Below are 15,193 nucleotides of genomic sequence, written 5' to 3' on the forward strand. Positions count from 1 at the left end.
CCTCCCGCGTTGGCCTCCCGCGTTGGCCTCCCGCGTTGGCCTCCCGCGTTGGCCTCCCGCGTTGGCCTCCCGCGTTGGCCTCCCGCGTTGGCCTCCCGCGTTGGCCTCCCGCGTTGGCCTCCCGCGTCGGCCTCCCGCGTCGGCCCCCTGCGTCAGCCCCTGCGTCGGCCTCGCGCGCCGGCCCCCGCGTCGGCCGTGTCGACTCGGCCGCGCGTCCCTGCGGGTCCGTGCCGGCTGCTGTCGGGCGAACGATTGGCGCCGCCCGCGCTCGCCTTTCGCCGGGCACGGGAATGGACCGGACGATTCGGGTTTGTTTCGAGCTTTCGCCGTTCCGGGCGACTGCTGACGGAATTTCCGGCCGGATCCTTGGCGTCGACAAGAAATGGCGGAAACTGCTCGCTCGGTGAAAAGGACGGGGGAATTCAGGGGGTTCCCGGTGTGGCTTACTCGCGGTCGGTGGAAAGGAGCGGCCCGTGAACCGGAAAGGGTCACGCCTTACTTCGTCGTCAGTGTGATTGTCGCCGCCGTTTCCGGGAAACCGGCGCCGACCACCCTCTGGCGTTTGGCTGCTGTGGTGCTCTTCTTCGCCACCCGGCATCGGGGCAGTGCACTAACGCGACCGGCGTACGAGGGTCCGGACGCAGAGGGCGGACAGGACGCCGAGTGCAGCGCTCAGCAAAGCACCGACGACGTTCCCGGTGGTGATCGTGACGGCCAGCAGGAACGCCGTGACCAAGCCGCTCAGCAGGGCGATCAGGGCGAGCGTGAAGGTACTCAGGAGCTGGTCCTTGACCTCGAAGTGCAGCACCACCCGGCCCACGATGGCGGCGATCGCCGCGGCGACGGTGCATTTCCATGTCACCGCGGACGGCAGCGCCGCCGCGCCGAGCAAGACGGTCAGGGCCGTCCCGGTGCAGGCCAGGACGATCCGCATGCGGGCGGTGGAGACCACGTCCGTCAGGTAGGCGCGCAGGCCGGGGTCGAGCCGGCTCAGGAAACGCCCGGCGTACGCCACCGGCCCGGCCACCGCCACCAGCGCCAGCAGCCGGGCCGCGCCGGGCCGGTCGTCGGCGAGCCGCGTCGTCACGTAGCTGAGTGCCAGCAGGAAGTAGGACGCCCGCACCAGGAAGACGCGCAGCACCCGGTCGAGGTTGTCCCGGCCGGCCTGTTCGCGGGGGTCGATCCGGATGGTGGCGGCGAACCCGGATGCGGCCGCGGCCAGATGTCCCGCCGCGAACGGGTTCCGGTTCTGCGCGGAGAGGCGGGCCAGTTCGTTGTGCGCCGGCGCGTGCTGCGGATCGATGCGCAGGGCCGCCCGGAACGCCTGGCCTGCCTCGAGGCGACGGCCGTCGACTGCGAGCGCGGTGCCGAGCGTGACGTGGGCCGTGGGCCGGTTCGGGGCCAGCCGCACCGCGGTGCCGGCTGCGGTGAGTGCGTCGGCCGGGTTCTCACCGCTGTCGTTCAGGCACGTCGGCGAGGAACTCGTATCCCCGGAAGTGGTGCGGTTCGAGCCCGGGCCGCCTCGGTGTAACGGCCCATGGCGGCCGGCGCGGCTCCGGCCAGCGCGTGACAGTCGGCGAGATCGGGAGCGAGCCGGCCCGCGGTGAGCGCCGCGTCGAACGCGGCGTCCGGGTCCCCGGCCAGCAGGCGGGCACGGGCGAGCGTCAGCCAACCGCGCACACTGTCCGGCTGGGTGGCGAGCAGCCGGGCGACCAGGGCGGTCGCCTCGTCGAAACGGTTGACGTCGCAGAGCAGGGTGGCCTGCCGCACCACGTCGTCCTCGACCATTGCCGACCGATCGGACGGCGCCACGTCAAGCTGAGAAAAGCGGAGCCCCCAGGCCGGGAGAGACCTGGGGGCTCGCGAGGAACAAGGGGTTACTGGGCGCCCGAGGCCTGCCAGTTCAGCTGGACCAGCAGCTGACGGGCCTGGTCGGCCACCTCGTCGTCGGTGACTACGGCGTACTGGCCGGCCTGGATCGAGGAGCGCGAGGCGAAGTCGCGGCGGCCGCCGGTGGCGGCGTGGGCGATCGCGCCGAAGATGGCGCCCCAGGCCGCGCCGATCAGCAGGCAGACCAGGATCACGGCGAACCAGCTGGAGTCGCTGAACAGGCCGAACAGCAGGCCCACGAAGAGGCCGAACCACGCGCCGCTGGCCGCGCCGGCCAGGGCCGCCCGGCCGGTGGTGAGACGGCCCAGCACGTTCTCGACCAGGCGCAGGTCGGTGCCGATGATGGCGGTGCGCTCGACCGGGAACTTGTTGTCGGACAGGGTGTCCACGGCCTTCTGGGCCTGGGCGTAGTCGGGGTAGGTGCCGACCACGACGGTCGGTGCGCCGCCCGACGCCTGGGTCTGCGCGGGCAGGCTGGGTACGCCGGCCGGGCCGGGCGGGATGGCGGAGTTATCGGAAGGAGTGTTGGGCGTGGTCATTTCGTGCCTCCCTTGACTCGGCGGCCGGCGGTTGCCGGAACACCGGACTTCTTAGCGGGCCGAGCGGGCCGAGCGGGACGGACGGGAGCCGGATCGGAGACCAGCCGGTCGCCGGCGGCCAGCCGCACCCAGATGAGGAAGACGCCGGCCGCGACGGCGGCGATCAGGGCCGACCCGGCCAGGAACGCGAACCGTCCGGACACCAGGTCGGGCATCGAGCGTTCCGACATCGTCACCGCGGCCAGGCCGGACAGGCCGGCGATGCCCGCCACGGCGCCCACGGCCAGCAGCGGCACCGTGACCAGACGACTCGGGGGCTGGGTGCCGCCGGGGGCGTTCCACCGGCGTACGCGAACAAGAAAGACGGCCGCGGAACCCCAGACGAGCGTGACCATCAGGGCGGCCAGGGTGTCGCTGGGGCGGTGCCACTCGGCCCACACCGTGGCGACCGCGATGATCGTCACGTAGGCGAATCCGACCAGGGCCACCATGCCGCGCAGGGCCTGGGGGAGCACCAGGATGACCGCGAACGCCACCGAGGCGGCGGCTGTGGTGTGGCCGGACGGGAACGAGTTCGGCATCGACGTGCCGTCCAGGTCGGGCCGGTCGAGCTGGGTCTTCATCAGCTGAGTGGTCACGTTGGCGCCGATCACCAGCATCGCGGCGCCGAGCGCCAGGTCGATCCGCTTGCGCAGCACCCCGACCACGGCCGCGAACAGGCAGACCAGCACCAGGCTGGCCAGGCTGGTGCCGTTGAGGGTGCGGTCGAGCACCTCGATCACGCGGGGGTGGCTGACGTCGCCGCCCCGCATCGCGGTGGTGTCGACCCGCTGTCCCAGGGCGGTGCGGAGGAAGACCTGCAGGAGCACGCCGGCGGCGAGCGCGGCCAGCAGTGCGGTGGCGATCGGCGCGAGCAGGTGCCAGGCGCCGCGGGGGCGCGCGACGCTCGTCTGCTCGGGGGACGCCAGGGCCGTCATGGGCGGGGTCCTTCGACAGGTGGGCGGAAAGGTCGGATGCGCATTGCCCAGAACTCAAGCGCGGGAATCATAAGTCCCCCTGTGCTCGTCACGACACTCGCGCCACATGTGGATCTCGTCGCACAGCGGAGCAACCAACCCGCACCCGTACGCGCTCTCGCCCGGCAACGCCGCCGCCCGACCTTCGTAACGAACGCCGCCCGTCACGAAGGAGACGTTTTTACATGAGGCAGTACGCTCGCCGGTTCGCCGGCCCCCTGCTGGTGATCGCCGTCGGTGCCGGTCTCGTGGCCGCGCCCGCCGCGGCGAACGCGGCCGGGGTCCAGGCCACGATCGACGTGCAGGGCACGCTCAAGGTCCGCTCGACGCCGTCGCTGGCCGCCAAGGTGGTCGGCTCGTTGCGCGACAACCAGAAGGTCACCGCCGTCTGCGCGGTCACCGGTCAGAGCGTGCGCGGTTCGGTCCGCACCACGACCCAGTGGGACAAGATCAGCACCGGCGGGTACGTCACTCACGCGTACGTGCGAAGCAGTGGGAAACTGTCGCGGTGCGTGACCAGTTCGCCGCAGGCGGACGCCGTGAAGAGCAAGCCCGCGAACAGCAAGCCCGCCGCCTCCAAGTACAAGGTCGGCACGGTGAAGAGCGCCGACGGCTCGGTCAACATCCGCACCGGCCCGTACGTCTCGGCTCCGGTCAAGCGCGTCGTCACCACCGGGGCCAAGGTCTCGGGTGTCTGCTACGTGCAGGGCACGCTGGTCGTGGGCACGGTCCGCTCCACCACGCAGTGGAACCGGCTCTCCGACGGCACCTACATTTCCCACGCGTACGTGGTCACGCCCGCCCTGTCGCTCTGCCCCGGTTCGCCGGCCACCCCGTCGGCGCCGTCCAGCACCCTGACGCCGGAGCAGTTCATCAAGGCGGCCGTCCCGGGTGCCCAGCTCGGCTGGCGTGAGTACGGCGTGCCCGCGTCGGTCACCCTGGCCCAGGCGATCCTGGAGTCGGGCTGGGGCCGCAGCGGCCTCTCGACCGTCGACCGCAACTACTTCGGCATCAAGTGCCAGTCCGGCCGGTTCGGCACGCTGGCCAACGGCTGCCACGACTACAACACCCAGGAGTGCACCAAGGCCGGCAGCTGCTTCTCGACCACGGCCAGCTTCCGTACGTACGCGACCATGGCGCACTCGTTCCGCGACCACGGCAACTTCCTCAAGGTGAACCCGCGGTACGCCGGCGCCTTCAACTACACGACCGAGGCCAACAGCTTCATCTGGAAGGTGTGGAAGGCCGGCTACGCCACCGACCCGAACTACTACACCAAGGTCACCACCCTGATGGCGTCGCAGAACCTGTACCAGTACGACATCTGGAAGTAAGCGAAGGAAGCGTCGCCCCCGTTGGCCGAACCAGGCCGACGGGGGCGATTTGCACTTTATGCTCGTTTTGGTGAAGCGACGGTGAGGCCACGGGAGAACGATGCCGCCGCGGCGGAGAACCGTCGCGGGCGGGTCGGTGGTCTCCTGCTGGCGGGTGTCGTGTTCCTCGTCGGGGTCGCGGTCGTGGTCGCCGTCTACGGCGGGCTGCGCTCCAACCAGCGCGAGAACGCCGAGCGGGTGATGGACCAGCGCACCGCCATGGTCGAGGCCGCCGTGCGCACCGAGACCGAGCGGTACCGCTCGCTGATCGAGACGACCGCCGCCGGCATCAGCACCGACACCGACCTGACCTGGGACGACTTCGACACGGCGACCGCGCCGCTGGCCTCGGCCAACCTGATCGGCGGGGCCTCGCTGGCCTACGTGGTGCCGGCCCGCGAAGCCCAGATCCCCGAGGTGCAGCGGCAGTGGCGCGCCCGTGGGGCCGAGGGCCTGACGCTGCGACCCGTGGTGGCGGGCGAGGAGCACTTCTTCACCATCTTCACCCGTACGCTCAACGCCTACAGCCCCCAGATGAACGGGCTGGACGTGGCGGCGGCGCCCGAGGCGGCCACGGCGCTGACCGACTCCCGCCGGACCGGGCAGCCCAGCGTCTCCGACACGTACGTGCTGCTGCGCGACCGCAACCTGCCCGCCGCCGAACAGCAGCGCTCGTTCGTCTTCGCCGCACCGATCTGGACCCAGGCCAGCATCCCGGTGTTCCGCGGCTGGATCATCCTCGGCCTGCGTGGCGCCGACTTCCTGCGGGGCGTGCTGGCCACGGTCAGCCAGGGTCAGCTCGACGGCGAGCTGCTGGCCACCGGGCGCGACGGCGGCCGGCCGGTGGTCGCCGACTACACCGTGGGCGGGCAGCCCGACCTGCAGCGCAGCGTCGACATCCTGGTCGCCGACCGGGAGTGGACCCTGATCACCCGGGCCGACGCGTCACACCTGCCCGGCGCGTCCAGCACCCTCCCGTTGACCCTGCTGCTGACCGGCAGCGCCATGACTTTCCTGCTCGCCGGGCTGGTCTACGTGCTGGCCACCGGCCGGGAACGGGCCGTGGCCCGGGTGCGGGTGGCCACGGCCGAGCTGCGCGTGGCCGAGGAGGAGAGCCGCCGCCAGGCCGAGCTGCTCGGCGCGATCATGGCCAGCATCGGGGACGCGGTCGGGGTGGTGGACGAGAACGGCGCCTTCCTGCTGCACAACCCGGCCGCCCGGAAGATGCTCGGGGTTGCCGCCGACGAGGACGACCCGGCCTCCTGGCAGCAGCACTACGGCCTCTACCGGCCCGACGGGCGCACCCCGTTCCCGGTCGAGGATCTGCCGCTGATGCGGGCACTGCGCGGCGAGTCGTGCGACGGCGTCGAGATGATCGTGCGCAACGCCCAGCACAGCGAGGGGATCCTGGTCAGCGTCGACGGCCGCCCGCTGGACACCAGCGCGGGCCGGCACGGCGCGGTCGCCGTCTTCCACGACATCACCGAGCTGCGCCGCTACGAGAACGACCTGGCCGTCTTCGCGGGCGTGGTGGCGCACGACCTCAAGTCGCCGCTGACCGTGATCCGCGGCCACTGCGAGGCCGCCGTCGAGGATCTCGACGACGCCCCGGCCGACGCCCGCGGCAGCCTGGGCCGGATCATCCTGGCCGTCGACCGGATGGCCGCACTGATCGACACCCTGCTCGCCTACACCACCGCCCGTGACGCGCCGCTGCGCACCCGGGAGGTCGACCTCGGCGCGCTGGTCGGCGCGGTGGTGCACGACCGGACGGCGCACCTGCGCGACGAGGACCAGCCGCACATCTACGTCGGGCCGCTGCCGGCGGTGACGGCCGACCCGGCGATGCTCCGGCACGTGCTGGACAACCTGCTCGGCAACGCCCTCAAATACGTGCAGCCGGGGACCGTACCGAGGGTCGACGTGACCGCGCACGGGACCGGCGGGCCGTGGGTGCGGATCCAGGTCGCGGACCGCGGGATCGGCATCCCCGACGACGACAAGCCCGACATCTTCGACAGCTTCCACCGGGCGCACGCCGAGGCCGGGTACGCCGGCACCGGGCTCGGACTGGCCATCTGTCGCCGCATCGTGGAGCGCCACGGCGGCGAGATCGACGTGGCCGACAACCCCGGTGGCGGCACGCGATTCCATTTCACACTGCCCATCTCGCAGGAGAGTGACATGACCAAGGATGACGAGGCCGCCACGCGCGCGGCCCTGGAACGGGCCCTCGCCGAACGGGCCGCGATGGAGAACGCACGGCTGCCCGGTCTGGGCGCGCTGCCCGCCGCCGAACCGTCGGCGCACGATCCGGCCGCGGCCCGCCTGCGGACCCCGGTGCCCGACCACCATCCCGCGCCGGCCGGTCCGGAGTGACCGCGGTGGCAGGATGGGAGGCATGACGATTCCCGCCCTGCCGCTCGCCGGTGCCCCGGTCGCGATGCCGCTGCTCGGTTTCGGCACCTGGCAGATGCGCGGCGAGTCCGCCTACCAGGCGGTCCGGGACGCGCTCGAGGCCGGTTACCGGCACCTCGACACCGCGACCATGTACGGCAACGAGGCCGAGGTCGGCCGCGCGCTGAAGGATTCGGGTGTGCCCCGCGACGAGGTCTTCGTGACCACGAAGCTGCCACCCGAGCGGGCCGGGAAGGAGCGCGCCACCCTGGACGCCTCCCGCCGCGCCCTCGGCCTCGACGCGATCGACCTGTGGCTGATCCACTGGCCGCCCGGCCGGGGCCGCTCGGTGGCCGTCTGGCGTGAGTTCATCCAGGCCCGCGACCAGGGCCTGACCCGTGCCATCGGTGTGAGCAACTACGGCGCCGACGAGATCGACGAGCTGACCAAGGAAACCGGCGAGACCCCCGCGGTCAACCAGATCAAGTTCGGCCCTTCCCTGTACGACCCGTCGACCGTCACCGCCCATCGCGACCGCGGCGTCGTGCTCGAGGGCTACTCCCCGTTCAAGACGACCAACCTGCACGACCCGGTGCTGACCGGCATCGCCGCCACCCACGGCGTCGACCCGGCCCGCGTCGTGCTGCGCTGGCACATCCAGCACGAGATCGTCGTCATCCCCAAGTCGGCCACCCCGGAGCGCATCGCCCGCAACGCCGACCTCGACGGCTTCGTCCTCACCCCCGACGAGATGGCTGCAATCGACGCCCTGGGGCAATAATCACCAGGCGTTCGCCGCCTGATCCGCCTATTCTTGCTGCGCGATGTCGACAACACCCGAACTCCGTACCCGCCTGGCCGATCTTCTTCCGCGTGACAGTCACCGCCTCGGGCGGCGGCTCGAGGGCACCCGGCGGATCAAGAACGATGACGCCCGGGCGGCCGCGCTCGACGAGATCGCGGCCGAGATCGACCGTGCCGGGGAGCGGCTGGCCGCGCGGCTGGCCGGCGTGCCGCCGATCAGCTATCCGGAGTCGCTGCCGGTCAGTCAGCGCAAGGACGACATCGCGGCCGCCATCCGGGATCACCAGGTCGTGGTCGTGGCCGGTGAGACCGGGTCGGGCAAGACGACGCAGATCCCCAAGATCTGCATGGAGCTGGGCCGGGGCGTCCGCGGGCAGATCGGTCACACGCAGCCGCGGCGGATCGCGGCCCGCACCGTCGCCGAGCGCATCGCCGAAGAGGTCGGGCGTCCGCTCGGGCAGACCGTGGGCTACAAGGTGCGCTTCACCGACCAGGTGAGCGACGACACCATGGTCAAGGTGATGACGGACGGCATTCTGCTGGCCGAGATCCAGAACGACCGCAACCTGTTTCGGTACGACACGCTCATCATCGACGAGGCCCACGAGCGCTCGCTCAACATCGACTTCATCCTCGGCTATCTGCGCGAGCTGCTGCCCCGGCGGCCCGACCTCAAGCTGATCATCACGTCGGCCACGATCGAGACGCAGCGGTTCGCCGAGCACTTCGCCGACTCCGACGGCAAGCCGGCGCCGGTCATCGAGGTCTCGGGCCGCACGTTCCCGGTCGAGGTGCGCTACCGCCCACTGGTCACCACCACCGAGGACGACACCGAGGAGCCGCAGGACCAGGTCGACGGGATCGCCGACGCGGTCGACGAGCTGGGTCGCGACGGTGACGGCGACATCCTGGTCTTCCTCTCCGGCGAGCGCGAGATCCGCGACACCGCCGATGCGCTGGCCAAACGGAACCTCCGCAACACCGACATCGTTCCCCTGTACGGGCGTCTGTCCGCGGCCGAGCAGCACAAGGTCTTCGAACGGCACAGTCAACGGCGGGTCGTGCTCGCCACCAACGTCGCCGAGACGTCGCTGACCGTCCCGGGCATCCGTTACGTCATCGACCCGGGCACCGCCCGGATCAGCCGATATTCGCACCGGCTCAAGGTGCAGCGGCTGCCGATCGAGCCGGTCTCGCAGGCCAGCGCCAACCAGCGCAAGGGCCGCTGCGGCCGGGTCGCCGACGGCATCTGCATCCGGCTCTACTCGGAGGAAGACTTCGAGGGCCGGCCCGAGTTCACCGAGCCCGAGATCCTGCGCACCAACCTGGCCAGCGTCATCCTGCAGATGACCAACCTGGGGCTGGGCGACCTGGCCAAGTTCCCGTTCATCGACCCGCCCGACCGCCGCAATGTCACCGACGGCGTCAAACTGCTCGAAGAGCTGGGCGCGCTCGACCAGCGCCGGCTCACCCCGCTCGGCCGCCAGCTGGCCCAGCTGCCGGTCGACCCGCGCCTGGCCCGCATGGTGATCGAGGCCGACAAGCAGCAGTGCGTCGCCGAGGTCATGGTGATCGCGGCCGCACTGTCCATTCAAGACCCGCGCGAGCGCCCGGCCGACAAGCAGCAGCTGGCCGACGAGAAACACGCTCGCTTCGTCGACAAGGAATCCGACTTCTTCAGCTACCTCGGCCTCTGGCGTTACCTGCGCGAGAAGCAGCAGGAGCTGAGCGGCAACCAGTTCCGCCGTCTGTGCCGTCAGGAATACCTCAATTATCTGCGCGTACGCGAGTGGCAGGACATCTATTCCCAGCTGCGCCAGGTGGCCCGGAGCCTCAATCTCGCGATCGCCGAGGACCGCGAGGATGTGGCCGAGGGGCAGCACGTCCACACCGCACTGCTGTCCGGCCTGCTCTCCCACATCGGCGTCAAGGAGGGCGACAAGCGCGAGTACCTCGGCGCGCGCGGGGCCAAGTTCGCGATCTTCCCGGGCTCGGCGCTGTTCAAGAAGCAGCCGCGCTGGGTCATGTCGGCCGAGCTCGTCGAGACCAGCCGGCTGTGGGGGCGGGTCAACGCCCGCATCGAGCCCGAGTGGGCCGAGAAACTCGCGCCGCACCTGGTCAAATACAGCTACAGCGAGCCGCACTGGGAAAAGAAGCAGGGCGCCGTCATGGCGTACGAGAAGGTAACTCTCTATGGTCTGCCGATCGTGCCGCGGCGCAAGGTCGGCTATTCCAAGGTCGACCCGGTCGCCTCGCGCGAACTGTTCATCCGGCACGCGCTGGTCGAGGGCGACTGGGAGACCCACCACACCTTCTACGCGCACAACGTGCAGCTGCTCGAGCAGATCGAGGAGATCGAAAACCGGGCCCGCCGCCGCGACATCGCGGTCGACGACGAGACCGTGTACGCCCTGTACGACGCTCGCATTCCGGCCGACGTGGTCTCGGCCCGCCACTTCGACTCATGGTGGAAGAAGGCCCGGCGCGACCAGCCCGATCTGCTCACCTTCACCCGCGAACTGCTGGTCAACTCGGGGCGCGACTCGGTCGACCCGAACGCCTATCCGGACGCGTGGCTGGCCAACGGCGTGCGGCTGCCGTTGACGTACGAGTTCGAGCCCAACACGAAGGCCGACGGCGTCACCGTGACCGTGCCGTTGCCGCTGCTCAACAAGCTCGACCCGGAGGATTTCGTCTGGTCGGTGCCCGGCTTCCGCAAAGACGTGGTGATCGCGCTGATCCGGGCCCTGCCCAAGGCGCTGCGCACCAACTTCGTCCCGGTGCCGGACTGGGCCGAGGCCGTGCTCGACCGGGTCCCGGCCCGGCGGGGACCGCTGCCCGACGCGATCGGCACCGAACTGCGCCGGCTCACCGGCACGGTCGTGCCGCGCGACGCCTGGCGTCCCGATCAGGTGCCCGACCATCTGCGGGTCAACTTCCGGGTGACCGACGAGAACGACAAGGTGCTGGGGGAGGGGCGCGACCTCGACGTGCTGCGCCGCTCGCTCGCACCCAAGGTGCAGCAGACGATCTCGAAGGCCGCCGGGAACATCGAGCGCCGCGGGATCACCACCAACGACTTCGGGCAGCTGCCCCGCCGGGTCGCCCAGATGCGCGGCGGCTACGAGGTCAATGTCTTCCCGGCGCTGGTCGACGAGGGCGACAGCGTGGCGATCAAGGTCTTCGAGAGCGAGGCCGAGCAGCGGGTGGCGATGGTCGCCGGCATCCGCAAGCTGCTCCTGCTGACCCTGCCGCCGGCCGCGCGTTACCTGCAGGGGCGACTCGACAACAAGGCCAAGCTCGAGCTGTCGCGCGGGAACCCCTACCGGTCGATCGCCGACCTGCTCGACGACTGTGCCGGGGCGGCGGTCGACAAGCTGGTGGCCGACGCGGGTGGACCGGTGTGGTCGTCGCTTGAGTTCGCTTCGCTGCGTGACACCGTACGGGAAGATCTGGTCGACGCCGTGGCCAACGTGGTGACTCAGGTGCGGCAGGTGCTCGCGACCGCGTACGACATCGATCAGCGGCTGGCCTCGACCCGCAACCCGGCCCTGGTGGCCGCCTTGGCCGACATCCGGCAGCAGCTCAAGGGCCTCGTGCACCCCGGTTTCGTCACCGCGACCGGCTGGCGTCAGCTGCACCACCTGCCCCGCTACCTGCGCGGCATCGTCTACCGCCTCGATCGGGTGGGCGGCAACCTGGCCCGCGACCGGCAGTTGATGGCCCAGATCCACGAGATCGAGTCGGAGTATCGCGAGCTGGCCGGCCTCGGCGCACCGGCCGAGGGGTTAGCGGAAATCCGGTGGATGATCGAGGAGCTGCGGATCAACCTCTTCGCCCAATCGTTGGGTACCGCCTATCCGATATCGGACAAACGGATCTTCAAGGCCATGGACCAGCTGCCCGTGTAGCGCGCTCGTTGGCGCTCGGGTGCCGTTCGGTTACCCCCCTCGCGTGGGGGTCCGGCAGGCCCTAGCGTTCTGGCCATGACGAACGAATTCCTCGCCTTCGCCCCGATTTCCGCCCTCGTTCCGGCCTCCCCGGCGACCGGCCTGCTGGACGAAATGATGGCGCGCGTGGGCGTCGACGGCCTCGTTGCCGCGCTCGCCGACCCGGGCCTGCTCGCCCTGGTCGACCAGCACGCCGCCGCCGTTCGTGACGCTCTCGAGTCGGCCGGCCGCGACGCCGACGCCGAGGGTCTGGCCGGCTACGCCCGGTCGATCGTCGCCGGTGCCCGCCGGATGAGCCGGGTGCTGCCCGAGCCCGGCTTCGCGCCGGTCTCGCCGGCCGAGTGGAAGGCCGCCGACTGGCACCTGCTGCGCCTCGTCGCGGTCTGCGCGATCGCCGAGGAGAACGCCGTCCTCTAGTCAATAACGGACAACGGCCCGCTTCGGCGGGCCGTTTCTGTTTCCCCGTCCGGGATCAGTCGTTCGTATGTGGGAATGCCCCGAAACGCCGAGAGGGGCGGTTTGCACCGATATGCGCCGATGCGTCATGGTGGAGGGATGAAGCTCGCTCTCGCACTCGCCGCCGTTGCCGGACTCGTGCTCCCGGCGGCGCCCGCGCTGGCCGCTCCGGCCACCACCCCTGTTCTTGTTGCGCGCTGGACCTTCGACTCCGTCGGCACCGACGGCCGGGTGGCCGACACCTCCGGTCGCAGCGGGCCGGCCCTCACCACCCGTACGGCCGACCGCGGCGTGATGCGCTACGACACGGCCACCCCGAGCGGCAAGTACGTGTCGTTCCCGGCGGCCTGCGCGTCCACCGCCACGACCTGCCCGCGCGCGCTGTTCGAGGCGGCCAGCGCGGCCAACCTGAACCCGGGTACCAGGCTGTTCCGCTGGTCGGCCCGGATGCAGGTGACCAAGACCCAGATCGCCGGCTCGGCCAACGTGATGCAGAAGGGTGTCGCGGGCACCGGCAGCCAGTGGAAGATGCAGATCGGCAAGACCAACGGCAAGGCCCAGTGCGTGCTGCTCGGCGCCGGCTCGTCGACCGCCTACATCGCGCGTTCGTCGGCCTCGGTGGCCGACGGCCAGTGGCACAAGGTGCTGTGCCAGCGCAGCGGGACCACCCTGTCGGTGTGGGTCGACAACGTGCAGGGCGGCTCGGTGACGATCCCGTCGACCCTGTCGGTCAGCAACACGCTGCCCCTGCGGGTCGGCGGCCCCAACCTCAACATCAAGTCAAAGGGCGAGATGTACAACGGCCGCCTCGACGACGTGTACGCCGAGCTGGGCTGACCTCAGCGGTTACCTCGAGGTGCCCTGGGCTGGGAAAAGTGCGTTCTTCCGGGCCCAGGGCATTTCCCCGTACGGTTCCGGCATGGCTGTTACCTTGATCAATCCGCCCGAGCTTCCGGTCGTCCCGATCTATCACCAGGTGTCGATGGCGACCGGTTCGACCCTGATCCACGTGGCCGGACAGGTGGCGTGGGAGGGCGGCGACTTCGCCACCCAGGTCGCGCAGTGCTACCGCAACGTCGGTGCCGCGCTGGCCGCCGCCGGAGCCACATTCGCCGACGTGGTGAAGCTGACCGCGCACGTGGTCGACTGGACGCCCGAGCTGATGCCCTCGTTGCTCGACGGCATCGCGCGAGCCTCGGCCGAGCTGGGCGTCACGATCGAGGCGCCGGCGTCCCTCTTCGGGATCGTGGCCCTCGACGTGCCCGAGCACCTGGTCGAACTCGAGGCGACGGCCGTGCTGGACTAGGTTCTGGCCCGTGGATCACGCGGGTCTGCGGTGCGGTACAGGTGGTGGCTGACGTCGGCCGCATACCGGTGTCGTGTTCGGCCGTTCTGCGGACGCCGTCACGCGCCACCTGGGCCTCGGCGCGGGCCCCCGTGATCCACGGACAGAATCTACCCGTCGAACTTCTGGCGGGAGCCCTCGATGTGGGCCAGGTAGGTCTGGGTCCAGCCGCACATGCCGTCGACCACCTTGCGCAGCGCCTGGCCGGCCTCGGTGAGCGTGTAGTCGACGCTCGGCGGCACGGTCGGGTGCACGGTCCGCTCGACCAGGCCGTTGCGCTCGAGCACCCGCAGGTTCTGGGTCAGCACCTTGTGGCTGATGCCGCCGATCTCGCGTCGCAGCTCGTTGAAACGCATCGTCCGCAGCCCGAGAAACTCGATGATCAGCAGCGACCACTTGGTGGCCACGTCGGAGAAGATCTCGCGGGCCAGCGAGTCGGCCCGCGCCAGATCGGCCTCGGGCGGCAGCGCGCCGATTTCCTGCCTGGTCCCCACGACGCCAAGCCTAAGCCGCCGGGTGACGGCTCAGTGCGTGGCCCGGCTTCAGTGGGCCTGCCCCGATTTGGCGGACATCTGAGATCAGGAGTCTTCGGGCTCCGGGAGGATGTCCAGCATCATGGAGAGCATGGGAAAGAAGCGACCTCGGCCGCGTCGGGCGTTCACGCCGGAGTTCAAGGCTGAGATCGTGGAGTTGTGTCAACGCGGTGACCGGACGGTCGGGCAGGTCTGCCAGGACTTCGACTTGACCGAGACCGCCGTGCGGAACTGGGTCAAGCAAGCCGAACTCGACGCCGGCACCCGCGACGACGGGCTGACCTCGGACGAGCAGGACGAGTTGGCCCGGCTGCGCCGGGAGAACCGCAGGTTGCGCGAGGACAACGAGATCCTGAAACGAGCGACGGCTTTCTTCGCCAGGGAGATCCGGTGAACGTGTATCCGTTCATCGAGGCGGAACAGGCCGGCGAGCACAGCGTGAAACGGGCGTGCGAGCTACTTCAGGTCTCCCGGTCCGCCTATTACACCCGCAACCGTCAAAGCCTGCGGTCCCGCGTCGATGACCAGCTCACCCAACGGATCATCGCGGTGCATACGGCCTCTCGCGGCACCTACGGTGCTCCGCGGATCCACGCCGAGCTGGCCGACGCCGGTCTGCGGCATGGCCGTAAACGCATCGCCCGCCGGATGCGAGCCGCCGGCATCCGCGGCAAGAGCCCACGCCGGTGGCAGGTCACCACGACCGCCGACCCGCAAGCGGCGAACCGGCCTGACCTGATCAAACGGGACTTCACCGTCGACACCGCAGCGATCGACACCCGTTGGTGCGGCGACATCACCTACATCAACACGTGGGAAGGCTGGCTCTATCTGGCCACCGTCATCGACCTGGCATCACGCCGGGTGGTCGGCTGGGCCGTCGCCGACCA

Annotated in this window: 14 protein-coding genes; 9 read left to right on the top strand and 5 right to left on the bottom strand. The window is 70.4% G+C overall.

Going from position 1 to position 15,193, the window contains the following annotated elements; translation table 11 throughout:
- Positions 1-610: 610 nt before the first annotated feature.
- From KOI35_RS46680 to KOI35_RS46695, 4 genes are all read right to left on the bottom strand, one after another.
- Complete coding sequence (locus KOI35_RS46680) at positions 611-1,411, bottom strand: hypothetical protein (protein ID WP_215796269.1); 801 nt, start codon at positions 1,409-1,411, stop codon at positions 611-613.
- A gap of 50 nt (positions 1,412-1,461) precedes the next feature.
- On the bottom strand, positions 1,462-1,788 hold the full coding sequence (locus tag KOI35_RS46685) for a hypothetical protein (RefSeq protein ID WP_215796270.1): 327 nt from the start codon (positions 1,786-1,788) through the stop codon (positions 1,462-1,464).
- A gap of 89 nt (positions 1,789-1,877) precedes the next feature.
- Positions 1,878-2,429: a YflT domain-containing protein gene (locus tag KOI35_RS46690; protein ID WP_215796271.1), complete on the bottom strand. Its 552-nt coding sequence runs from the start codon at positions 2,427-2,429 to the stop codon at positions 1,878-1,880.
- Entirely contained in the window at positions 2,426-3,406 is a 981-nt protein-coding gene (locus KOI35_RS46695) for a phosphatase PAP2 family protein (RefSeq protein ID WP_215796272.1), read from the bottom strand. Before KOI35_RS46695 ends, KOI35_RS46690 begins: the two co-directional genes overlap by 4 nt.
- Positions 3,407-3,630: 224 nt before the next feature.
- Between KOI35_RS46695 and gsmA the strand changes: the two genes are divergently transcribed.
- The 7 genes from gsmA (at position 3,631) to KOI35_RS46730 (ending at position 13,731) form a co-directional block, all read left to right on the top strand.
- Positions 3,631-4,779 carry a sporangiospore maturation cell wall hydrolase GsmA gene (gene gsmA / locus KOI35_RS46700; protein WP_215796273.1) on the top strand — a complete coding sequence of 383 codons (1,149 nt, stop codon included), beginning with the start codon at positions 3,631-3,633 and terminating at the stop codon, positions 4,777-4,779.
- A gap of 81 nt (positions 4,780-4,860) precedes the next feature.
- Positions 4,861-7,197, top strand: a complete 2,337-nt coding sequence (locus tag KOI35_RS46705) for an ATP-binding protein (RefSeq protein ID WP_308121473.1) — start codon at positions 4,861-4,863, stop codon at positions 7,195-7,197.
- A gap of 22 nt (positions 7,198-7,219) precedes the next feature.
- On the top strand, positions 7,220-7,996 hold the full coding sequence (locus tag KOI35_RS46710; RefSeq protein ID WP_246614937.1) for an aldo/keto reductase: 777 nt from the start codon (positions 7,220-7,222) through the stop codon (positions 7,994-7,996).
- 43 nt (positions 7,997-8,039) lie between these two features.
- On the top strand, positions 8,040-11,930 hold the full coding sequence (gene hrpA, locus KOI35_RS46715; protein ID WP_215796274.1) for an ATP-dependent RNA helicase HrpA: 3,891 nt from the start codon (positions 8,040-8,042) through the stop codon (positions 11,928-11,930).
- A gap of 75 nt (positions 11,931-12,005) precedes the next feature.
- The gene (locus KOI35_RS46720) at positions 12,006-12,386 is read left to right on the top strand and encodes a DUF6401 family natural product biosynthesis protein (RefSeq protein WP_215796275.1); all 381 of its coding nucleotides are present in this window, start codon (positions 12,006-12,008) and stop codon (positions 12,384-12,386) included.
- Positions 12,387-12,524: 138 nt separating this feature from the next.
- Complete coding sequence (locus tag KOI35_RS46725) at positions 12,525-13,262, top strand: laminin G domain-containing protein (protein WP_215796276.1); 738 nt, start codon at positions 12,525-12,527, stop codon at positions 13,260-13,262.
- An 82-nt stretch (positions 13,263-13,344) separates the two neighbouring features.
- A complete protein-coding gene (locus KOI35_RS46730) occupies positions 13,345-13,731 on the top strand; it encodes a RidA family protein (RefSeq protein ID WP_215796277.1) in 387 nt (128 codons plus the stop codon).
- A gap of 149 nt (positions 13,732-13,880) precedes the next feature.
- On the opposite strand, the gene KOI35_RS46735 is transcribed toward KOI35_RS46730, so the two are convergent.
- A complete protein-coding gene (locus KOI35_RS46735; RefSeq protein WP_215796278.1) occupies positions 13,881-14,264 on the bottom strand; it encodes a winged helix-turn-helix transcriptional regulator in 384 nt (127 codons plus the stop codon).
- Between the two features lie 130 nt (positions 14,265-14,394).
- Here KOI35_RS46735 and KOI35_RS46740 point away from each other — a divergent pair, with 130 nt between their 5' ends.
- Together KOI35_RS46740 and KOI35_RS46745 are read left to right on the top strand one after the other, a co-directional pair.
- Positions 14,395-14,697 (top strand): transposase, encoded by a 303-nt coding sequence (locus KOI35_RS46740; RefSeq protein WP_215796279.1) that lies wholly within the window; start codon positions 14,395-14,397, stop codon positions 14,695-14,697.
- Positions 14,694-15,193: IS3 family transposase (locus KOI35_RS46745; RefSeq protein ID WP_215796280.1), on the top strand; the 500-nt coding region annotated here is incomplete at its 3' end. The genes KOI35_RS46740 and KOI35_RS46745, both read left to right, overlap by 4 nt.

This window comes from Paractinoplanes bogorensis (assembly GCF_018829635.1).
Taxonomy (GTDB): Bacteria; Actinomycetota; Actinomycetes; order Mycobacteriales; family Micromonosporaceae; genus Actinoplanes; species Actinoplanes bogorensis.